This is a genomic window from Mycobacterium sp. SMC-19, assembly GCF_045310815.1.
GTDB lineage: Bacteria > Actinomycetota > Actinomycetes > Mycobacteriales > Mycobacteriaceae > Mycobacterium.
The window spans coordinates 54,485-74,729 of record NZ_JBJIAM010000007.1; the positions used below are offsets into that span (position 1 = coordinate 54,485).

A 20,245-nucleotide genomic window follows, 5' to 3' on the forward strand; every position below is an offset into this window, starting at 1 on the left:
GCCCCTTTCTTCCCTCGCGGTCCCGAGCCCAATTCCCGCTGAGCCCAAAAGGACCTGCACCCTTCACGATCCTCCGCGTCCCACCGGCGCGACCAGGGCACGAAGACCCGCACCTGCGCGGCGGACTCGGGACTTCTGGCCCTGCCTACATTCCCGATGCCGGCGGACCATGAGAGTGGGGCGCGCGCCGGCCACTGGTGGGCGCGGGCCGAGCGGCGGTGCCGGCGGTCAGCCCGGCAGTACGGGCAGTGCGCCGCTCACCATGAACGGCCCAAGCGGCGACCAACTCTGCTCTTCTTCCGCCGCCGCAGATGACAGCGCGAGCACCCCGCGCGGATCGGCCACATAGACCGTGGACGGGTCGGCGACGATCGTCGACACCGGCAACTGCAGGTTGCCGTTGGGCGCGTCGGAATTCACCCCGTCGATGTTGACGTAGGACACCGGGTGTTTGGGGTCCGAGCGGCTCACCACGATGTCGTCACCGGTGCGCCAGCTCAGCGACACCACCGAGGAGCCGAGCCCGAAGCCCAACCGTCGGGGATAGTGCAGCACGAACTGGCCGCCCGGCATCTGCTCGACGCCGGCCAGGATCACCTGTCCGCCGATCACCATGGCCGCCCGGGTGCCGTCGCGGGACAGTTGCAGCTCGCTGATCGGACCGGGGAACCGCGCGGAGACCGCCCCGGAATCCACCGGGATCCGGGCCGGGCGGCCCGTCGCGACTTCTTGGATGGCCCGGAGCACGTTGTTGCCGTCGACCACCACCCACACGGCCTCGTCCAGCGACCAGCTCGGGCGCGACAGGGTGTGCCCCTCGGCCGCCTGCACCGCCTCGCCCCCGAGGTCGCCGATCCACAAGGTGGCCTCGGGGTCACCGGGGTGCACCACCACCGAAGCCACTTGGCGCCCATTGCGCGATAGCGCGCACGACTCCTGATCGGGCTCCCGGCCGAACGCCCCCGGCACCCGGTTGGCCTGCTGCCCATCCAGCACCAACAGCGATCCACCCACCAGTGCGTGTATCCCGGCGCCGGCACCGTCGGAGGCACCCGGATCGGTGGTGGCCACGTCCGAGGTCGTCCACCCGTCGGGGAACCGGTCGTCGAGCGCGGCACCGTCGGCGTCGATCACATAGGGGCCCTTGATGTCGGCTCGGGCCAGAGTCCAAATGAGTTGCGCGGCAAGCAATTGCCGGGTGTTCGGATCGGTTGTCGACAAGCTGTCCAGATCGATCTTCGCACCGCCGTAGCCGCGACCCACCCCGCTCTTGCCACCGTCGGCGCGGGTCACCGGCCCACGCAGCCGCAGCGGCGGTGCCAACAGGTTGCGCACCCCGGCCATCTCCGGGCGAGGGCCGGCGATCAGCTTGGACACCAGTTCGGTCGCCAACTGGTCGGGATCGGACACCGCCACGTAGCGGGGATCGGGCACCACCGTCTTGCCGGTCGGATCGACGAAGTAGAGCGTGTTGCGCTTGTAGGTGGCCTGGAACTGCTGCCAATCCAGGAACACCCCGTTGGGCAGCCGGTCGATACGCCAGCCGTCGGAGGTCTTGAGCAGTTCGATCGGCTCCGGAGCCGGCAGGGCGCCCTCGGCGGTCTCGAACACCCCCATGTCCGACAGCGAGCCCAGCATGTCGGCGCGCATGGTGACCGCGACCCGGCCGGCGCTGCGTGTCTCGACGAACACCACGTTGTCGATCAGCAGCGCGCTACCGGCGTCGTCCCAGGAGTCGGAGGCCTCCTGGGTGAGGAACTGCCGCGCCGCCCGATGACGGTTGGCCGGATCGGCGGTCGCCTTGAGGAATTCGCGCAGCAGCACATCGGGATCCATGCCCGGGGTCGGTTTGGGCAGCACCGACGGCGGCGGCGCCTCCACGGTGCCGATGGCCTGCGGCGCCGAGTTGCTGGGCACTCCGGCGCACCCCGCGAGCGCGCCGACCACCGCTGCCGCGGCAAGTATGCACGTCGCGATCCTGTTGCGCCGCATCATCCGATCCTCTCGGCGTGCTCGCGGGCCCGCTGACGACGCTCCCGCCGCTCGGCGGCGCTCACCGGTTTCATCGGCAGCGGGCTGGTGGTGACCTTGTGTCCGCGCACCAGCGGCAGGGTGAGCCGGAAGCAGGCGCCCTTGCCCGGCTCGCCCCAAGCCTCCAGCCGGCCCTGGTGCAGCCGGGCGTCCTCCACGCTGATCGCCAGGCCCAGCCCGGTCCCGCCGGAGCGCCGGACCCGCGACGGATCGGCGCGCCAGAACCGGCTGAACACCAGCTTCTCCTCGCCCGGTCGCAACCCCACTCCGTGGTCGCGCACCGTGACGGCCAACGTGTCGTCATCGGCAGCCATCCGGATCACCACCGGCTTGTGCTCGGCGTGGTCGATGGCGTTGGCGATCAGGTTGCGCAGGATGCGTTCCACCCGGCGCGGATCGACTTCGGCGATCACCGGATCGCCGGGCATGTCGACCTTGAGTTGGACGTCGGCGTCGGCAGCCAGGTGCCCCACGTTCTCCAGCGCACTGTTGACCGTCGAGCGCAGGTCCACCGACTCCACGGACAACTCGGCCACACCGGCGTCGTGGCGGGAGATCTCCAGCAGGTCGTTGAGCAGGGACTCGAACCGGTCCAGTTCACTGACCAGCAGTTCGGTGGAGCGCCGCAGCGAGGGCTCGAGGTCTTCGCTGTGGTCGTGAATCAGGTCGGCGGCCATCCGCACGGTGGTCAACGGGGTACGCAGTTCGTGGCTGACGTCGGAGGTGAACCGGCGCTGCAGGTTACCGAACTCCTCGAGCTGGGTGATCTCACGCGAGAGGCTCTCGGCCATGTCGTTGAACGACACCGCGAGGCGCGCCATGTCATCCTCACCGCGCACCGGCATCCGTTCGGACAGATGCCCCTCGGCGAACCGCTCGGCGATCCGCGAAGCCGACCGCACCGGCAGCACCACCTGCCGCGACACCAGCAAAGCGATACCGGCCAGCAGCACCAACAGCACCAGGCCGCCGGTGGCGATCGTGCCGCGCACCATGCTGATGGTGTTGCGTTCGGTGCCCAGCGGATAGATCAGGTAAAGCTCCAGGTTGGTGATTCGCGAGGTCGTCGGCGTACCGATCACCAGTGCCGGCCCGGAAAAGCCCTCGACGTGCACGGTCGCGTACTGGTAGCTGACCTGGCCGGCCTTGACGAATTCGCGCAGGGTGGCGGGCACCTGGTCGACCGGCCCGGCGGTGGTCGCCGCGCGCGGCCCCTCGCCGAGCACCACCAGCACCGCGTCGAACGCGCCGGCGGTTCCGCTGCCGGCCGCCGGGTCGGTCTTGGACATCAGCGTGTTGCGGGCCAGTTGCAGGCTCGACGTCAGTGAGCGGGCCTCTTCACCGCCGACGATGCCGCCGGCCGTGACGCGGGCACGCGCGATCTGCTCGGTGGCCGCCCGAACCTTGACGTCGAGGACCCGGTCGGTGATCTGGCTGGTCAGCACGAAGCCCAACGCCAGAATCACCACTGCCGACAGCCCCAGCGTCAGCACCACGACCCGTAGCTGCAGCGACCGTCGCCAGGCGATCTGCACCGCGCGGCGCAGGGTGTTCACGCCGAGCAGCAGTGGACCCGACCGCCGGGGGCGCCGTTTGGAGCTGAAGATCACTTGCGCCGCTCCCCGGTGGGGATCACGGAGGTCCGGCCTTGTAACCCACTCCTCGGACGGTCAGCACCACAGTCGGGTTCTCCGGGTCTTGCTCCACCTTGGCCCGCAAGCGCTGGACGTGCACGTTCACCAGTCGGGTGTCGGCCGGATGGCGGTATCCCCAGACCTGTTCGAGAAGCACCTCACGAGTAAACACCTGCCGCGGTTTGCGTGCCAGCGCCACCAGCAGGTCGAACTCCAGCGGAGTCAGCGAGATCTGCTCACCGCCCCGGCTCACCTTGTGCGCCGGCACGTCGATGTCGATGTCGGCGATCGAGAGCATCTCGGCCGGCTCGTCGTCGTTGCGGCGCAGCCGGGCCCGCACCCGGGCCACCAGCTCCTTGGGCTTGAACGGCTTCATGATGTAGTCGTCGGCGCCCGACTCCAGCCCGAGCACCACATCGACGGTGTCGGTCTTGGCGGTGAGCATCACGATCGGCACACCGGAGTCCTTGCGCAGCACCCGACAGACGTCGATGCCGTTCATGCCGGGCAGCATCAGGTCCAGCAGCACCAGGTCGGGCCGCAGCTCGTGCACCGCGGTGAGCGCCTGGGTGCCGTCACCGACGACCGCGGTGTCGAAACCCTCCCCACGCAACACGATGGTGAGCATCTCGGCCAGCGACGCGTCGTCGTCGACGACAAGAATCCTTTGCCTCATGGCGTACATGGTGTCACCAGATCGTGATAAAACCCGGCTATCACACGCGCGTTTCGCAGAGTTACCCGCGCATTTCGGCAGTCAGATCGGCCGCCAGAGCGGCCGCGTCGACCGTCGGGCCGACTACCTGCCAGCGTCCAGCAAATCCGGCGTGGGCCAAGCCGCGGTACACCTCGCCGGTGCGGCGCTGCAGACCGTCGTCGCGCTCGTAGCTGTCCCGGGCGCGTGCGGCGTCGCGGTCCTCGCGGTGCCGGGCCCGCTGCGCGGCGAGTTCGGTGGGCACATCCAGCAGCACCTGCCAGTCCGGGGCGGGAAGCGCGAGCCGCTCGAATTCCAGCCGACGCACCCAGTCCACCACCTCGCCGGCGGCGTCCTGATGCAGCCGGGCGGCGCTGTAGGCGGCACTGGAGGCGACGTACCGGTCGAGGATCACCACGTCGTGGCCGCCGAGCAACACGTCGATCTGGTCCTTGGCACCGGCACGATCCAGCGCGAACAACATCGCCATCGCGTACACCGAATCCGCCAGGTCGCCGTGACTGCCGCGTAGCGCCTCGGCGGCCACATCGGCGGTCACCGAGACGCCGTAGCGCGGAAACGCCAGTGTGGCCACCGACCGACCGGCCCCCTCGAACGCCGTGCGCAACCCCTGGGCCAGGGTGTTCTTGCCGGCGCCGTCAACGCCTTCGATCGCGATCAGCACGGCGGGAAGCCTATCCGAGCGAACACAAAAGCCCCCATTTCCAGGCCGGAATGGGGGCTTTTGTGACTGTTCGCGAAAGAGATCAGTACCGGTAGTGGTCCGGCTTGTACGGGCCTTCGACGTCGACGCCGATGTACTCGGCCTGGTCCTTGGTCAGCTTGGTCAGCGTGCCGCCCAGAGCCTCGACGTGGATGCGGGCCACCTTCTCATCCAGGTGCTTGGGCAGCCGGTAGACCTCGTTGTCGTACTCGTCGCCCTTGGTCCACAGCTCGATCTGAGCGATCACCTGGTTGGAGAAGCTGTTGCTCATCACGAACGACGGGTGCCCGGTGGCATTGCCCAGGTTGAGCAGCCGGCCCTCGGACAGCACGATGATGGACTTGCCCGTGTCGGGGAAGGTCCACACGTCGACCTGCGGCTTGACGTTGTCGCGCACCGCGCCGGAGGACTCCAACGCGGCCATGTCGATCTCGTTGTCGAAGTGGCCGATGTTGCCCAGAATGGCCTGGTTCTTCATCGCCTTCATGTGCTCGAGGGTGATGATGTCCTTGTTGCCGGTCGTGGTGATGACGATGTCGGCATCGCCGATGGCCTGCTCGACGGTCTGCACGTCGTAGCCCTCCATCAGTGCCTGCAGCGCGTTGATCGGGTCGATCTCGGTGACGGTCACCCGCGCACCCTGGCCCTTGAGGGACTCCGCGCTGCCCTTGCCGACGTCGCCGTAGCCGCACACCAGCGCCTTCTTGCCGCCGATCAGTGCGTCGGTGCCACGGTTGATGCCGTCGATCAGGGAGTGCCGGCAGCCGTACTTGTTGTCGAACTTGGACTTGGTGACCGAGTCGTTGACGTTGATCGCCGGGAACACCAGCTCACCCGCGGCGGCCAGCTGGTACAGGCGCAGCACGCCGGTGGTGGTCTCCTCGGTGACGCCCTTGACCGACTCGGCGATGGTAGTCCACTTGGTCTTGTCGGTCTCGAAGCGGTCGCGCAGCGTGCCCAGGAAGACCTTCCACTCGTGAGAGTCGCCGTCCTCGGCGGGCGGAACCACGCCGGCCTTCTCGTACTGGGCGCCGCGCAGCACCATCATGGTGGCGTCGCCGCCGTCGTCGAGGATCATGTTGGTCGGCTCGCCGTCCCAGGTCAGGGCCTGCTCAGCGCACCACCAGTACTCCTCCAGCGACTCGCCTTTCCAGGCGAAGACCGGGGTGCCCTTGGGCTCCTCGACGGTGCCGTGCGGCCCGACGACGACCGCCGCGGCAGCGTGGTCCTGGGTGGAGAAGATGTTGCAGGAGGCCCAGCGGACCTCGGCGCCGAGGTCGACCAGGGTCTCGATGAGCACCGCGGTCTGGATGGTCATGTGCAGCGAACCGGTGATGCGGGCGCCCTTGAGCGGGTTGACCCCGTGGTACTCGTGACGCAATGCCATCAGACCGGGCATCTCGTGCTCGGCCAGCCGGATCTCCTTGCGGCCGAACTCGGCCAGCGACAGGTCAGCGACCTTGTAGTCGATTCCGTTGCGGCTGTCCGCGGTCAAACTCATCAGTACGCCCCCGTTAGGTTCGGTGAATTGGCTCCGCTACAAGCTACCGGCGCAAGCCCAAGTCTGCTCGGTCGGGTCATTCGGTGTCGACGACACCGTAGGTCTGTGCCGCCGGGGTGAACAGTCGGGCCAGGTCGGCGGCCACATCGTGGTCGGCTTCCGGCGGCATGGAGACATAGCTCATGGCCAGCCGCACGACGGCCCGGGCCAGGATTCCGGCGTCGTCTTCGCTGACCTTGACCCAGCTGTGCATGAACGACGACGTGAGCCGCGCTGAGCTGCGGGTGATGATCGGGCCGCTGTCGGTGGTGATGATCTGCAGCAGGTCGGGCTTGGCGGCACCGGTCAGCAGCGAGATCACCAGCGGGTCGGCGGCCGAATCGGAGAAGAAGGACCGGAACCCCTCGAGGAACGCGGCGTGGATGTCGCCGACGTTGTCGGACATGGCGCTTTCGACGGCATCGACCAGGCGGTCGGCCAGCCTGACGGCATAGCCCTGCGCCAAGCCCTGACGCGAGCCGAACTCGTTGTAGATGGTCTGCCTGCTGACCCCCGCCGCCTCGGCGACCGCGGCCAGCGTGATCGAGGACCAGTCTCGGCGAGTCAGCAGTTCCCGCATCGCATCCAGCACCGAGTCGCGCAACAGCGCCCGGGATGCCTCGGCGTAGGGGATGCGTTTCACCACCGCGAGATTAGCGGGTGTCATGCCCGAGCAACCTCTACCAACTCGAATTCGGCCCCGGCCGCGCCGCCATCACGCCGCCGCCGCATCTGTCGCGCGATAGCGGGCCAGGATCTTGGCGCGCCGGCGCGGATCGATGTTGACCCGGGTGATGTCCCCGCCGTAGTGCGCCAGCACCCGGTGGTCCATCAGCCGCCGCCACAGCGGCGGGATGTAGGTGAGCCCGATCAGCGACGCGTATCCGCTGGGCAGGTTCGGAGCCCCGGCCATGCTGCGCAACGTCTGGTAGCGCCGGGTGGGGTTGGCGTGGTGGTCGCTGTGCCGCTGCAGGTGGTAGAGGAACAGGTTGGTCACCAGATGGTCGGAGTTCCAACTGTGTTCGGCCGTGCAGCGTTCGTAGCGGCCGTTCGCACGGGTCTGGCGCAGCAGCCCGTAGTGCTCGATGTAGTTCACCGACTCCAGTAGGGAAAAGCCGTAGACGGCCTGAACAATCACGAACGGGATGAGCGCCGGGCCGAACACCGCGATCAACACCCCCCAGAGCACCACCGACATCAGCCAGGCATTGAGAACGTCGTTGGACAGTCGCCAGGGTCCCTTATCGAGCCGGCGCAACCGCGCGGCTTCCAGCTGCCAGGCCGAGCGCAGCCCACCGAAGACGGTGCGCGGCAGGAACTCCCAGAAGGTCTCGCCGAACCGGCCCGACGCCGGGTCTTCTGGGGTGGCCACCCGCACGTGGTGGCCCCGGTTGTGCTCGATGTAGAAGTGGCCGTAGCAGACCTGCGCCAAGGTGATCTTGGACAGCCAGCGTTCGAGCTGATCCTTCTTGTGCCCCAACTCATGCGCGGTGTTGATGCCGACCCCGCCCAAAGTGCCCACCGACAGCGTCAGCCCGATCTTGGCGAACCAGCTGAGAGACCCCTCGACTCCCAGCCAGCTCAGATCGGTGGCGGTGAACAAATAAGCGCCCAGCACCAGGCTGGCGTACTGGCACGGAATGTAGGCGTAGGTGCAGTAGCGGTAGTACCGGTCGTTCTCCAGCTGCGCCATCACCTCGTCGGGCGGGTTCTGCCCGTCGGCGCCGAACCGCAGATCCAGCGCCGGCAGCAGCACGTAGACCAGAATCGGACCGATCCAGAACGGCAACTGTGCGGCCAGGTGCCAACCGAACCGGTTCATCGCCCAGACGAACGGCAGCATGGTGAACATCACCGTCGGGGCGATCAGGCCCATCAGCCAGAGGTATCGCTTCTTGTCCCGCCATACCTCCGCGGTCTGAGTGCTCATCCACGCCCTCCTTGTGAGTTCAACCACCGTCGCGTCTGGACATTACATCCTTGTTCGTACGCCGTCTAGACATTTGACGGCAATTTGTACACGAAAGATGCCGCGCCGCGTCGGGCAGATCCGTATAACTTGAGTGCACAACGCACTCAGGGATGGGCACGACCGCAATGACGACTGCAGGTTCGCAAGCAGGCGCGCGGCCGCGTACCGCCATCCGGGTCCGTGACTACGCGACCGGACTGGCCTTCGCCCACCTGCTGACCAGCGCCGAGGCGATCGCGGTGGTGGTGTCGCTCAACGGCGAAACCCCCCTCACCGACACCACCTTGCTGTCGGTGCCCAACCTGGTGCTGGTCGCGGTGCTGGTCACGCTGGGCACGCTGGCCGTCGTCGCCGCGGGAAGTGCCAGCATCGCGCCGTCAGTGCGCTGGTACACCGCCGGAGCACCGCCCGATCCCGGGCAACGGCGCTCGGCCATCAACATCCTGCGCCGGCAATCGGTGATCGTGCTCGGAACCTGGCTGATCGGCGGGGCCATCGGCCTGGCCGCGCTCCACTCACACAACATGGGGCTGATCGTGCTGCTCAGCGCGATCATCGTGTTCGGGGGCACGGCATCGCTGAGCACCAGCATGTTGTTCACGCAGCGCACCTTCCGGCCGATCGTGGCCGCCGCCTGGCAAGGCACCGACGTCCGCGCGACCGCCCCCGGCGTGTTGGCCCGGCTGGTGACCATGTGGTTCATCACCTGCGCCATGCCTTCGGCGGCCATCATCGCGCTGATCGTCTGCCGTCAGCGGGGCTGGATCATCGACCCGGACTCGTCGGTGGAGATCCCGGTGCTGGTGCTGTGCGTGGTGGCGGTGCTGCTCGGGGTTCGCGCCATGATCCTGGTTTCCCGATCGATCTCCGATCCGGTCGGCGAAGTCGTCAACGCGATGGCCCGGGTCGAGCGCGGCGAGATGACCACCTCCGTCGGCGTCTACGAACAATCCGAGATCGGGCGACTCCAAACCGGATTCAATCGCATGGTGGCCGGTCTGGCCGAACGCGACCGACTCCAGGACCTGTTCGGCCGCCACGTCGGCTCCGATGTGGCCCGGCTGGCGGTGGAGCAGGATCTCGCGCTGTCCGGCTCGGTACAAGAGGCGGCGATCCTGTTCATCGACCTGGTGGGCTCAACCGAACTGGCGGCCACCCACCCGCCGGACGAGGTCGCCGGGGTGCTCAACGACTTCTTCCGCATCGTGGTGGACGCCGTCGACGCACAGCGCGGATCGATCAACAAGTTTCAGGGCGATGCAGCGCTGGCGTTGTTCGGCGCCCCCGTCCCGTCCGACGGGGCCGCCACGGCGGCGCTGGCCACGGCCCGCACCCTGATCGCCCGGCTTCGCCGGCTGCCGCTGGTGGACTTCGGCATCGGCGTCTCGGCGGGGCCGGTGTTCGCCGGCAACATCGGCAGCGAGAACCGCTACGAGTACACCGTGGTCGGCGACGCCGTCAACGAGGCCGCGCGGTTGGCCGACGGCGCCAAGGCCGTCACGGCCCGGGTGTTGTGTTCGGCGACCGCGCTGGAACGCGCCGACGACGCCGAGCGGGCGCGCTGGGTGCACTACGGGTCGGCGACATTGCGCGGCCGGGCGCAACCCACCCAAATGTCGACGCCGATCACCGAGCCCGCGACCGGGGGTGACCTGGCTGCCAGGCTCATGCCAGACTCCGAGCATGGCTTATGACATCGCCCGCCCTCAGATGGAGGGGAACATCGCCGTCGGCGAGAACCGTCAGCTGGGTTTCGCCGAATTCGGTGCGCCGCAGGGCCGGGCGATGTTCTGGCTGCATGGCACGCCTGGTGCCCGCCGGCAGATTCCCGTCGAGGCACGGCTGTACGCCACCGAAGCCAACATCCGTCTGATCGGGGTGGACCGACCCGGGATCGGGTCCTCGACCCCGTTCCAGTACGAGACGGTGTCGCAGTTCGCCGATGACCTGCGCACCGTCGCCGACACGCTCGGCATCGACAAGATGGCGGTCATCGGGCTGTCCGGTGGCGGCCCGTACACGCTGGCATGCGCAGCAGCTATGCCCAAGCGGGTGGTGGCGGCCGGCGTTCTGGGCGGTGTCGCCCCGGCGGTGGGCCCCGAGGCCATCGACAGCAATCTGATGCGGCTGGCCCGGCTCGCCGAGCCGGTACTCGACCACGCCGGGCGACCGATCAGCGTGCTGGCCGCCGGACTGATCCGAATGATCCGGCCGGTGGCCTCCCCGGCACTGGAGCTCTACGCGCGGCTCTCCCCCGAGGGTGACCGCGAGATGCTGTCGCGCCCGGAGTTCAAGGCGATGTTCCTCGATGACCTGCTCAACGGCTCCCGCAAGCAGCTCGCCGCACCGATCGCCGACGCCATCCTGTTCGCCCGCCCCTGGGGCTTCCGGCTCGCCGACATCACGGTGCCGGTGCACTGGTGGCACGGCGATGCCGACCACATCGTCCCGTTCTCACACGGCAAACATGCGGTGGCACTGCTTCCCGACGCCCGGCTCTACCCGATTCCCGGAGAGAGCCATCTGGCCGGATTGGGCCGCGCCGAAGAGATTCTGTGCACCTTGCTTCAGGCGTGGGACGAGGCGGTCGAGCCGACGTCATGACCGCGCCGCAATCGATCCGGGAGTTGTTCGCCCAACTCGGTCTGGAGGAGGTGCCGTCGGCCGACGGCACCCTGACTCTGCAGATGCCGGTCGACGAGCGGGTGGTCAACACCTCCGGCGAGTTGCAGGGCGGATTGATCGCCACCATGGCCGACGTGGCGGCCGGACAGCTCGCCGCGCGTAGCACGCAGTTCGGCAACGGTATTGCCACGACGGATCTGTTCATCCGCTACCTGCGGCCGATCAAGGTCGGGCCGGCCCGGGCCGTCGCGTCCATCCTGCGCACCGGCCGGCGTTCGGTGGTGGCCCAGGTCGACATCTACCGAGGCGACGACGATCAGCTGGCGGCCACCGCGACGGTGAACTTCGCCGCCATCGAGCTACCTGGCTGAACGCCTAGCGCCGACGGCGACGGCATCACCGGTGGCGCTGGAGGCGACGGCGGAATCGGTCACCCGCACGACCACGACCACGACCACTAATGCGAAATCGCCGCTGCGGACGTCACGCGGTCGGTAGCGAACACCTAAAGCGCTCGGCTGGGGTATCCCAGTCGAGCGCTTTACGTTTCCTCCCGTTGTTGCCGGCTGTCGTCGGCTTTATGGTCGACCCGTCCTAGTGCCGGTCTCGCGGACCGCGTCAGTAGCGGCATGCCAAGATCTGCTCATGTCGGTAGTGCTGGTGCACGGAAACCCGGAATCTGACGCGATCTGGGACCCGCTGGTCGACGCCCTGGGCCGTCGAGATGTCGTACGGTTGTCGCCACCGGGATTCGGCGCTCCACTGCCGCAACACTTCTCCGCAACCTACGTTGCCTACCGCGACTGGCTCGAACGCGAGCTCGAAGCCCTCGGCGACGCGGGCGAGCCGATCGACCTCGTCGGACACGACTGGGGCGGGGTCCACGTGGTCAACCTGGCGATGCATCGCCCCGACCTCGTGCGCAGTTGGACCACCGACATCATCGGTGTGTTCGACCCGGACTACGTCTGGCCCGAGACGGCCCAGGTCTGGCGGACCCCAGGCAAGGGCGAGCGGTTGGTCAAGAACATGCTCGGCGGCACAGTGGAAGACCGGACGGCGCTGTGGTCGGCCACCCTGCCGGCCGACATCGCCAGGTCGATGGCGCAGGCGCAGGGCCCGGAGATGGGGCGGGCAACCCTGCTGCTGTACCGCTCGGTGGAAGGCCCCGGGGCCATGGCACAGACCGGCGGCGGGCTCGAGCGCGCGCGGGCCCGTCCGGGCCTTTCCCTGTTGGCCACCGGCGACCCCTACGTGGGGTCCGAGGAGATCCGGCGACGCGCGGCGCAGCAAGCGGGCGCCCATACCGAAGTGCTTGACGGGCTTGGCCACTGGTGGATGAGCCAGGACCCGGGGCGCGGCGCGGCCGCCCTCACATCCTTCTGGGCATCGGTCGCCGAAACTGGGTGACTCAGTTCGGCGCGCTCAGCCGACTCTCGATGAAGTGCGGCAACCGGAACCGCCGAGGCGCATGCATGACCGGTGTGTCCTGTGGCGCTCCGCCGTTCTGGGCGGCGGTGTAGGCCGCGGAATTACCGGTGACGTGCAGCACCTGACCGCGCCAGGTGATGTCGGCCTCCCGGTAGGCCTCCACCAGCGCACGTTCCAGCAGCTTGTCGGCCTCGGCGATCGACAACGCGGTCAGTTCGACGAATTCCCCGTCGCGGGCATCGAGTTTGAGCGTGGTGGGGCCGGTTTCCACCAGGTCGCAGTTGGCCCGGATGCTCAGTTCGGCGTTGGAACGCGCCAGCCCCGCCAGCGCATAGGCGGCCAGCAGGACGCGGCATGCCTCGTCGCCGGCCGGACCGCAGTCGAACCGCAGTTGCCGCAGTGCGGCGAAGCTGAGCACCTGGGTGCGGATGATCCGGGTGCAGCACACACCGGTGTCGGCCACCGCACGGGAATCCGTCGATGCGCCATCGACCAATACGCCGATGATCTCGCCGGACAGCACTCCGCGGAACCGGCTTTGGCCGGTGCCCAGGGCCGCGTCGATCGCACCGAAGACCAGGCTGCCGGGGCTCAACTCCAACAGTGCGCGAGCGTTGTCCGGTGTGCTCTCGCGGGCCACTCGGTAGGCGGGGTGTGCGATCGCGGGCTTGCCGTCGATGGAGCCGGTGAGAAAGTGCCCGTCGAAAATGCGTTGCGGCATTTCAAGATCGGTGTAGGCCAGCCGGCCACCCTCGTAGGAAACCTCCATCCGCGGCACCCGGCTCAACAGCGGATGCTGGTCACGGATGGCCTGCAGAATCGCGGCTTCGACACGCTGGACCTGGCTCTGGTTGTCATCGATGAGCACCGTGGCCGTCGGTTCCCCGTCGATCAATCGGGTCTCAGCGGCCGACGCTGAGCGCGCGGCGCGGTGGACCGGGCTGATCGCGGCGTGGGCTCCCCCGGCGGGCGCCAGCTCGGTGGACAGGCTCAGGGTGCTGGCGCCACCGGCCTGGCAGGCGGCGATCAGCTGTGGAAAGGAAAGTTTGGACAAAGCGATCAACCTTTCTGGTCCACCGAGTGTGGCACAGGCGTCCGGTCCAGGTCCGGCTCGAGATAGATGACCAGCGCCGCCGGCACGGCCGCGCGGATATTGGCTTCGGCGGCGTCGATGGTGGCCGCGACACCGGCCAGGTCCAGCCGGGGAACCACGGCGATCTTGGCCCCCACCAGCATCTCGTCCGGGCCCAGGTACTGGGTGCGGATGTGGATCAGGCGGGTGACGTTCTCGGTTCCCTCCAGCGCCGCGCGAATGGCCTGATCCTCGGCGGCAGTGGCGCCCTCACCGATCAGCAGGCTGTGCATCTCCACCATCAGGAAGACGGCGACCACACCGAGCAGCACACCGATCCCGAGGGTGCTCACGCTGTCCCACACCGGGTTTCCTGTGAGCACACTCAGTCCCACGCCGGCCAGCGCCAGCACCAATCCGATCAGCGCGGCGGTGTCCTCCAACAACACCACCGGCAGCTCGGGATTGCGCGAGTTGCGAAGGAACCGCCACCAGCTGCTCTGGCCCTTCAGCGGGCGCGACTCGACGATAGCGGTCCGAAAACTGTAGGACTCCAACGCGATCGCCACCACCAGGATCGCGATCGCCACCAGCGGCGAGCTCAACTCGACGGGGTGGCGAAGCTTCTCGTACCCCTCGTACAGCGCGAACATCGAGCCCAGGCTGAACAGCACCAGCGCCACGACGAACGACCAGAAGTAGCGGCTGCGGCCGTGCCCGAAGGGGTGCAGCGCGTCGGGTGCCTTGGTGGCGGCGCGCTGTCCGAACAGCAACAGCGTCTGGTTGGAGGTGTCGACCACCGAGTGCACCGCCTCGGCGAGCATGGCGGCGCTACCGGTGATCACGTAGCCGGTGAACTTCGCCACCGCGATGCCGGCGTTGGCCGCCAGGGCCGCGATGATGGCCTTGGTACTACCGGAGGAAGACACTCACAGGCCCATCGTCGCCCGGAACAGAGCGGCTGGTTTTTGGGCGAGCAGCCGGATCGGCCCGTCGTCGCAGGGCACCCAGGCGGACTCGCCGCGGTGCAGCGTCAGCGTCTTGGACTTGGCGTGCACGGTGATTGAGCCCTCGGTGCACAGCAGGATCTGTGGACCGTCGTGGCGCGCCGGCGCGTCGACCTCGTGGCCGAGGTGGGTGCCGTCGAGGGTCAGTCGCGACAGCGCGAATTCCTCGGCGGGGGTCTGGTAGACCACCTCGAGTCCGTCGGTGTAGGTGGCCGGCCGCAGCGCCTCCTCGGTGGTGGGGGTGAAATCCAGCACCCGCAGCAACTCGGGGACGTCGACGTGTTTGGGCGTCAGTCCGCCACGCAGCACGTTGTCGGAGTTGGCCATCACCTCCAGACCTACGCCGTGCAGGTAGGTGTGCAGGTTGCCGGCCGATACGAAGATGGCCTCCCCCGGCGCCAGACTGACCCGGTTGAGCAGCAGCGAGGCCAGGACGCCCGCGTCACCGGGGTACCGCTCTCCCAGTTCGAGGACCGTCTTGGCCTCCGCGGAGAATTCGCCGGCCTCAGAACTGAGGTACTGGATGGCCCCTTCCAGCACGGCGGGCACCAACACGTCCAAATCGGGCTGGGGTGCGGTGATCCATGTGGTGAACAGCGCCCGCAGGCCGTCGGCGTCGGACTGCACATCGGATTGACCGTTGCCGGACTGGCCGCCGAGCAGGTCGATGAACGGGTCCAGGTCCGATACCGCCAGCCCCCTCAGCAGCTCGATGGTGCGCGCCACCGGGCGGAAGCCGGCCAGCGCCTCGAACGGCTGCAGCGCCACCAGCAGTTCCGGTTTGTGACTGGTGTCGCGGTAGTTGCGGATCGGCGAGGACACCGGGACCCCGAGCCGCTCTTCGCGCTCGTAGCCTTCGATCGCCTGCATGGCGCTGGGGTGGGCCTGCAGCGACAGTGGCTCGTCGGCGGCCAGCACCTTGACCAGAAACGGCAGGCGATCACCGAAGCGGGTCTGGGCGAGCGGCCCCAGCTGGCCCTCCGGGTCTTGGGCTAGGACGTGGAGCAACGACACCTCGCCGGTGTCGGTCTCCAGGCAGGCCGGATCCCCGGGGTGTGCACCCAGCCACAGCTCGGCCTCTGGATGTGCCGCCGGAACCGGCCGGCCGGTGAATTCGGCGATAGCTGTCCTCGAGCCCCAGGCGTAGGTCCGTATCGCACCGCGTAGTTGTTCCACTGTTCCCGTCAACCCCGCAAAAGTCGCACATAGGCGGCGGCCATCTCCAACCGCACTGCCAACACCGCAAGTTGTTGTTCGGCCGGGCCTGGGCCGCTCGGGGGCGGCGCCTGGGTCGGGTTCGCGGTTTCCGCCGAGGCACCCGGCGCCACCGGCACATCCCCGGCTGCGACCAGGTCCACATCGCCCAAGCCGTTGATTCGGGCCGCCACCACGGTACGTTCGGCGGCCAGCGTCAACGCCAGCACCCGCAACCGGTCGAGGGCCGGGCCGTCGATCTGCTCGTCGTGGAAGATGTCGGCGTCATCGTTGCCACCGGCGGACCGCGCCCGCAGGGCGCTCACCGCGTCGGCCAGCCCGGTCGCCGCCACCGCGGTCTGACCGATCCGCAGCATCGCCGCGCTGCCGTGTCGCGCCAGCGCCAGGGTCGCCGCGCAGTCACCGGCCAGCGCGACGGCGCGGCCGACAATGCGGTCGGCCAGCAATTTCGCTGGGTTGGTGAACAACTCACGCGCGGCGCTGTTGCGCAGCGCCTCGGCGTCGAGCTCGTCGGCCAGTGCGCCCAGGTCACTCGGCGCACCCGCGCCGCCCAGCTCCAGGGCGTCCATGATGGCCAACCCGGCGGCCAGGTAGCGCGGCAGGCCGAACTCCGCCGCGACGGCGATCCGCGGTTCCAGCACTGCGACGCGGCCGGCGGTCGCGTCGCGCAGCGGCCCCTCATAGGGCGCGACGACCACCACCCGCGCCCCGCGACGTACCCCGGCCGCGGCCGCGGCGACCAGCGCCGGATCGCCCGGGTCATCACCGGCGATCACCACTACGTCCAGCGAACCGATCCACGACGGGGCCTCAGCGGCCAGCACCAGCGGTGCGCGCACCGAATCGCCGTGCGTGGCGGCCAGCAGGCTCCCGGCCGTGGCCGCGGTACCGCGGGTGGCCAGCCAGATGACCGCCCGCGGCGGGTAGTCACGGCTTTCACTGCGCACGGCATCCAGGGCACCCTCATCGACCGCCGCGGCGGTGGCGCGCACCTGTGCCCCGGCCATCGACGCGGCCCACAGCGCGCCGTCGCGGTCGGCCGCCAATAGGGCCTCGGTGTCATCGAGGTCGACGGTGGAGAAGGAGCCGGAGAAAGCGGTCACGGACGAGACTTCTCCGCGGAGCTGACAGCCTCGATCTGCGCAGCGACCCGGGCCACCACCGCGTCCACCGCGGCGGCGTCGGGTGCCTCGACGTTGAGCCGCAGCAGCGGCTCGGTGTTGGAGCTGCGCAGGTTGAACCAGCTGCCCGCACCCAGGTCGACGGTCACGCCGTCCAGGTGGTCCACGGACACCTGGTCGCCGAACGATCCGACCACCGCATCCACGCACGCCTGTGCATCGGCGACGGTGAAATTGATCTCTCCCGACGCCGCGTAACGCTGGTAGTTGGCGGTCAGCTCGGAGAGCGGCCGCTGTTGTTCGCCGAGCGCGGCCAGGACGTGCAGGGCGGCCAGCATGCCCGAGTCGGCACCCCAGAAATCCCGGAAGTAATAGTGCGCCGAGTGCTCCCCGCCGAAGATGGCCCCGGTCTCGGCCATCAGCGCCTTGATGTAGGAGTGCCCGACCCGTGACCGCAACGGTGTGCCGCCGAGTTCGGTGACCAGTTCCGGTACGGCGTGCGAGGTGATCAGGTTGTGAATCACCGTCGCCCCGGGCTCGCGGGCCAATTCGCGGGCGGCCACCAGGCCGGTCACCGCCGACGGGGAAACCGGCTCTCCGCGCTCGTCGACCACGAAGCATCGGTCGGCGTCGCCGTCGAAGGCCAACCCGATATCCGCGCCCTGCTCGCGCACGAAGGCCTGCAGATCGACCAGGTTGGCCGGATCCAGCGGGTTGGCCTCGTGGTTGGGGAAGTTGCCGTCCAGCTCGAAATACAGCGGCAGCAATGTGATCGCGCCGACCGATCCGAACACCGCAGGGGCGGTGTGGCCGGCCATTCCGTTGCCGGCGTCGACGGCCACGCGCAGCGGACGCAGGCCGGAGATGTCGACCAGCGAGTGCAGGAATGTCGCATAGTCGGCCAGCACGTCGCGGTCGGTGACGGTTCCGCGCGGTCCGTGGCCGTCGCCGCCCGGGGCCCAGTCGGAGTCCAAGCCGGCGATCAGCTCATCGCGGATTCGGCCCAGGCCGGTATCGGCGCCCACCGGCTTGGCGCCCGCCCGGCAGAGCTTGATGCCGTTGTAGGCGGCCGGGTTGTGGCTGGCGGTGAACATCGCACCCGGGCAGTCCAGCGCCCCGGAGGCGAAATAGAGCTGGTCGGTCGATGCCAACCCGATCCGGACCACATCCAGGCCGCGGGCGACCACGCCCTCGGCGAACGCCGCCGACAGCACTGGCGAACTGTCCCGCATGTCGTGGCCGATCACCACCTGCCGGGCGCCTTCCTCGGCCATCAGCCGGGCAAACGAGGACCCGACCTCGGTGACGAGGGATTCATCGATCTCCGAACCGACCAGGCCGCGTACGTCGTACGCCTTGATCACACGGTGGACAGCCGCAGCGGGCCGAGACATGGACAGGGCTCCTGACGCAGTGGACTCTTGACGCTCAAGCCTAGCCCGGAACCCGCGATCAGTCCGACGGGTCTGGCAACACCCGCAAATGGCCACGGCGCCGACCATTGGTCTTGCCGGGCGGACCAGGCGGTGCCAGCACGCCGCCACCGGGTCCGGCGGTGGGCGCTCCCCGGGTCGCGGAGTCGACCGGATTGGTCTGGGGGTACCACCCGTTGGCCGGGGCCGCTCGCCCGGATTCACGCTCGCGAACCGCCTCGGCAAGGGCGATCAGGTCATCTTCTTCGGGAGACACCCAGGGGCCGGGGTGGCGGACCAGTTCCCAACCGCGCGGGGCTGTGATCCGGCCCGCATGGTTGAAGCACAGGTCCCAGGAATGCGGCTCAGCGGCAGTCGCCAGCGGGCCGACCACGGCGGTGGAGTCCGAGTAGACGAACGTCAGCGTCGCCACCGCATAGTGCGGACACCCTGGCCGGCAGCAACGACGGGGAACGTTCACGCCCGTGAGGCTATCGTGGCCGCGCTCCCCCGCAGCGCCGGACACGCGCAATGGGCCGGCACCCTATGCACAACCGTTACCATCTTCTGCGTGATCGCCACGCGTCGCCGCAGGCGCGGCCGTGAAACCCGCGGACCGCTGTTGCCGCCGACCGTGCCGGGCTGGCGCACCCGTGCGGAACGGTTCGACATGGCGGTGCTGGAGGCCTACGAGCCCATCGAACAACGTTGGAAGCAACGGTTGACGGCTCTTGACGTCGCCGTCGACGAGATCCCGCGGATCGCCGCCAAGGATCCCGACAGCGTGCAGTGGCCGCCAGAAGTGGTCGCGGACGGACCGATTCCGCTGGCCCGGTTGATTCCCGCCGGGGTGGACGTTCGAGGAAATCCGACGCGGGCCCGAATCTTGCTGTTCCGCAAGCCGATCGAGCAACGCGCAAACGACAGCACAGAACTCGGCGACTTATTGCACGAGATTCTGGTGGCTCAAGTCGCCACCTACTTGGATGTCGAGCCCAACGTCATCGACCCAACGATCGACGACTAGTCGCCGGCTCAGATGATGCCGCGCTTGAGGCGGCGGCGCTCACGCTCGGAAAGCCCACCCCAGATACCGAAACGCTCGTCGTGCCCCAAGGCGTATTCCAGGCACTCGCTGCGGACCGAGCACCGCTGGCAGATCTTCTTGGCCTCTCGGGTCGAGCCGCCCTTCTCCGGGAAGAACGCCTCGGGGTCGGTCTGCGAGCACAGGGCGCGGTCCTGCCATTGCTCATTGGTGGCCGACGCAGGGTCGAACGGCTCGAATTCGTCGTAGTCCTCGGGCTCGGGAACCAGGCTCAGATGCGGCCGGCTGGGCATCGGCTCCAACGCCTCCGGCGCCTCCAGCCCGCTCGGCGTAGCCATTTCGGCACCGGCGTGCGGTGCTCCCCCCATCACGCCCCAAAGGTGCTCATAGGACATGCTCCGCCTCCTCACCTGTAGCGCGATCCTGATATGTCGCTCGAATCGGAAGATATTGACCATCCCAATTCGAACATGTGATCGAATCTCGGTCTGCGACACCGAAATCGGCTGGCCAACCGGGAAATGACACTAGTGTGATTAGACACGGGTTGATCAGCCCGGTCAAGCTGATTGGCCAAATTCCTTACCATCCCGTGATCGATTTCCAACGTGTCCGAGACCGGCGAGTCCCTGTCATCTACCCCACACCCGCCCCTCGGCGTGTCTTACCGCGTCCCCGATGGAGCGACGACGGCGGTCCGCCACGCCAGCCATCTCGGCGCC

19 protein-coding genes are annotated in these 20,245 nt (G+C 68.4%); 5 read left to right on the plus strand and 14 right to left on the minus strand.

Annotation, left to right across the window (positions count from 1 at the left end; all coding sequences use genetic code 11):
* Nucleotides 1–228: 228 nt before the first annotated feature.
* The 7 genes from lpqB to ACJH5R_RS16365 all read right to left on the minus strand — a co-directional run bounded on the left by lpqB (nucleotide 229) and on the right by ACJH5R_RS16365 (nucleotide 8,553).
* Nucleotides 229–1,995 (minus strand): MtrAB system accessory lipoprotein LpqB, encoded by a 1,767-nt coding sequence (gene lpqB / locus ACJH5R_RS16335; RefSeq protein ID WP_406758133.1) that lies wholly within the window; start codon nucleotides 1,993–1,995, stop codon nucleotides 229–231.
* The gene (gene mtrB, locus ACJH5R_RS16340; RefSeq protein ID WP_406758132.1) at nucleotides 1,992–3,641 is read right to left on the minus strand and encodes an MtrAB system histidine kinase MtrB; all 1,650 of its coding nucleotides are present in this window, start codon (nucleotides 3,639–3,641) and stop codon (nucleotides 1,992–1,994) included. Before mtrB ends, lpqB begins: the two co-directional genes overlap by 4 nt.
* Before the next feature lie 22 nt (nucleotides 3,642–3,663).
* Nucleotides 3,664–4,350 carry a two-component system response regulator MtrA gene (gene mtrA, locus ACJH5R_RS16345; protein ID WP_013829915.1) on the minus strand — a complete coding sequence of 229 codons (687 nt, stop codon included), beginning with the start codon at nucleotides 4,348–4,350 and terminating at the stop codon, nucleotides 3,664–3,666.
* Nucleotides 4,351–4,402: 52 nt separating this feature from the next.
* On the minus strand, nucleotides 4,403–5,044 hold the full coding sequence (locus ACJH5R_RS16350) for a dTMP kinase (RefSeq protein WP_406782371.1): 642 nt from the start codon (nucleotides 5,042–5,044) through the stop codon (nucleotides 4,403–4,405).
* Between the two features lie 82 nt (nucleotides 5,045–5,126).
* On the minus strand, nucleotides 5,127–6,584 hold the full coding sequence (gene ahcY, locus ACJH5R_RS16355) for an adenosylhomocysteinase (protein WP_406782372.1): 1,458 nt from the start codon (nucleotides 6,582–6,584) through the stop codon (nucleotides 5,127–5,129).
* Nucleotides 6,585–6,660: 76 nt separating this feature from the next.
* Entirely contained in the window at nucleotides 6,661–7,290 is a 630-nt protein-coding gene (locus tag ACJH5R_RS16360; protein WP_406758129.1) for a TetR/AcrR family transcriptional regulator, read from the minus strand.
* Nucleotides 7,291–7,338: 48 nt separating this feature from the next.
* Nucleotides 7,339–8,553, minus strand: coding sequence for an alkane 1-monooxygenase (locus ACJH5R_RS16365; RefSeq protein ID WP_406758128.1), 1,215 nt, complete (start codon nucleotides 8,551–8,553; stop codon nucleotides 7,339–7,341).
* Between the two features lie 167 nt (nucleotides 8,554–8,720).
* On the opposite strand from ACJH5R_RS16365, the gene ACJH5R_RS16370 reads away from it, so the two are divergent.
* The 4 genes from ACJH5R_RS16370 (at nucleotide 8,721) to ACJH5R_RS16385 (ending at nucleotide 12,630) form a co-directional block, all read left to right on the plus strand.
* Nucleotides 8,721–10,289, plus strand: a complete 1,569-nt coding sequence (locus tag ACJH5R_RS16370; protein ID WP_406758127.1) for an adenylate/guanylate cyclase domain-containing protein — start codon at nucleotides 8,721–8,723, stop codon at nucleotides 10,287–10,289.
* Nucleotides 10,279–11,199 (plus strand): alpha/beta fold hydrolase, encoded by a 921-nt coding sequence (locus tag ACJH5R_RS16375; RefSeq protein WP_406758126.1) that lies wholly within the window; start codon nucleotides 10,279–10,281, stop codon nucleotides 11,197–11,199. Before ACJH5R_RS16370 ends, ACJH5R_RS16375 begins: the two co-directional genes overlap by 11 nt.
* Nucleotides 11,196–11,591, plus strand: coding sequence for a PaaI family thioesterase (locus tag ACJH5R_RS16380; RefSeq protein ID WP_406782373.1), 396 nt, complete (start codon nucleotides 11,196–11,198; stop codon nucleotides 11,589–11,591). The genes ACJH5R_RS16375 and ACJH5R_RS16380 overlap by 4 nt, the downstream gene beginning before the upstream one ends.
* 274 nt (nucleotides 11,592–11,865) lie before the next feature.
* The gene (locus ACJH5R_RS16385; protein ID WP_406782374.1) at nucleotides 11,866–12,630 is read left to right on the plus strand and encodes an alpha/beta fold hydrolase; all 765 of its coding nucleotides are present in this window, start codon (nucleotides 11,866–11,868) and stop codon (nucleotides 12,628–12,630) included.
* A 1-nt stretch (nucleotide 12,631) separates the two neighbouring features.
* On the opposite strand, the gene ACJH5R_RS16390 is transcribed toward ACJH5R_RS16385, so the two are convergent.
* Genes ACJH5R_RS16390 through ACJH5R_RS16415 form a run of 6 tightly spaced genes read right to left on the minus strand, consistent with a single transcriptional unit; the run spans nucleotide 12,632 to nucleotide 18,959 of the window.
* The gene (locus tag ACJH5R_RS16390) at nucleotides 12,632–13,705 is read right to left on the minus strand and encodes a type I-U CRISPR-associated protein Cas7 (RefSeq protein ID WP_406758123.1); all 1,074 of its coding nucleotides are present in this window, start codon (nucleotides 13,703–13,705) and stop codon (nucleotides 12,632–12,634) included.
* A 5-nt stretch (nucleotides 13,706–13,710) separates the two neighbouring features.
* A complete protein-coding gene (locus ACJH5R_RS16395) occupies nucleotides 13,711–14,652 on the minus strand; it encodes a cation diffusion facilitator family transporter (protein WP_406758122.1) in 942 nt (313 codons plus the stop codon).
* Nucleotides 14,653–15,906 (minus strand): mannose-6-phosphate isomerase, class I, encoded by a 1,254-nt coding sequence (gene manA / locus ACJH5R_RS16400; RefSeq protein WP_406782481.1) that lies wholly within the window; start codon nucleotides 15,904–15,906, stop codon nucleotides 14,653–14,655.
* 8 nt (nucleotides 15,907–15,914) lie between these two features.
* The gene (locus tag ACJH5R_RS16405; RefSeq protein WP_406782375.1) at nucleotides 15,915–17,048 is read right to left on the minus strand and encodes a TobH protein; all 1,134 of its coding nucleotides are present in this window, start codon (nucleotides 17,046–17,048) and stop codon (nucleotides 15,915–15,917) included.
* A complete protein-coding gene (locus ACJH5R_RS16410; RefSeq protein WP_406782376.1) occupies nucleotides 17,045–18,460 on the minus strand; it encodes a phosphomannomutase/phosphoglucomutase in 1,416 nt (471 codons plus the stop codon). The genes ACJH5R_RS16405 and ACJH5R_RS16410 overlap by 4 nt, the downstream gene beginning before the upstream one ends.
* 58 nt (nucleotides 18,461–18,518) lie before the next feature.
* On the minus strand, nucleotides 18,519–18,959 hold the full coding sequence (locus ACJH5R_RS16415; RefSeq protein WP_406782377.1) for a DUF3499 domain-containing protein: 441 nt from the start codon (nucleotides 18,957–18,959) through the stop codon (nucleotides 18,519–18,521).
* 93 nt (nucleotides 18,960–19,052) lie between these two features.
* Here ACJH5R_RS16415 and ACJH5R_RS16420 point away from each other — a divergent pair, with 93 nt between their 5' ends.
* Complete coding sequence (locus tag ACJH5R_RS16420; RefSeq protein WP_406758201.1) at nucleotides 19,053–19,505, plus strand: metallopeptidase family protein; 453 nt, start codon at nucleotides 19,053–19,055, stop codon at nucleotides 19,503–19,505.
* Between the two features lie 8 nt (nucleotides 19,506–19,513).
* Here ACJH5R_RS16420 and ACJH5R_RS16425 read toward each other — a convergent pair whose 3' ends face one another.
* The gene (locus ACJH5R_RS16425; RefSeq protein ID WP_406758118.1) at nucleotides 19,514–19,918 is read right to left on the minus strand and encodes a WhiB family transcriptional regulator; all 405 of its coding nucleotides are present in this window, start codon (nucleotides 19,916–19,918) and stop codon (nucleotides 19,514–19,516) included.
* Nucleotides 19,919–20,245: the final 327 nt, after the last annotated feature.

What these genes read in the sequence shown, in the direction of transcription:
- ACJH5R_RS16375 (WP_406758126.1), top strand. Translation starts at nt 10,279, where the DNA reads ATGGCTTATGACATCGCCCGCCCTCAGATGGAGGGGAACATCGCCGTC.
- mtrA (WP_013829915.1), bottom strand. Translation starts at nt 4,350, where the DNA reads ATGTACGCCATGAGGCAAAGGATTCTTGTCGTCGACGACGACGCGTCG.
- ACJH5R_RS16385 (WP_406782374.1), top strand. Translation starts at nt 11,866, where the DNA reads ATGTCGGTAGTGCTGGTGCACGGAAACCCGGAATCTGACGCGATCTGG.
- ACJH5R_RS16365 (WP_406758128.1), bottom strand. Translation starts at nt 8,553, where the DNA reads ATGAGCACTCAGACCGCGGAGGTATGGCGGGACAAGAAGCGATACCTC.
- ACJH5R_RS16410 (WP_406782376.1), bottom strand. Translation starts at nt 18,460, where the DNA reads ATGTCTCGGCCCGCTGCGGCTGTCCACCGTGTGATCAAGGCGTACGAC.
- lpqB (WP_406758133.1), bottom strand. Translation starts at nt 1,995, where the DNA reads ATGATGCGGCGCAACAGGATCGCGACGTGCATACTTGCCGCGGCAGCG.
- ACJH5R_RS16380 (WP_406782373.1), top strand. Translation starts at nt 11,196, where the DNA reads ATGACCGCGCCGCAATCGATCCGGGAGTTGTTCGCCCAACTCGGTCTG.
- ACJH5R_RS16360 (WP_406758129.1), bottom strand. Translation starts at nt 7,290, where the DNA reads ATGACACCCGCTAATCTCGCGGTGGTGAAACGCATCCCCTACGCCGAG.
- ACJH5R_RS16425 (WP_406758118.1), bottom strand. Translation starts at nt 19,918, where the DNA reads ATGTCCTATGAGCACCTTTGGGGCGTGATGGGGGGAGCACCGCACGCC.
- ahcY (WP_406782372.1), bottom strand. Translation starts at nt 6,584, where the DNA reads ATGAGTTTGACCGCGGACAGCCGCAACGGAATCGACTACAAGGTCGCT.
- ACJH5R_RS16370 (WP_406758127.1), top strand. Translation starts at nt 8,721, where the DNA reads ATGACGACTGCAGGTTCGCAAGCAGGCGCGCGGCCGCGTACCGCCATC.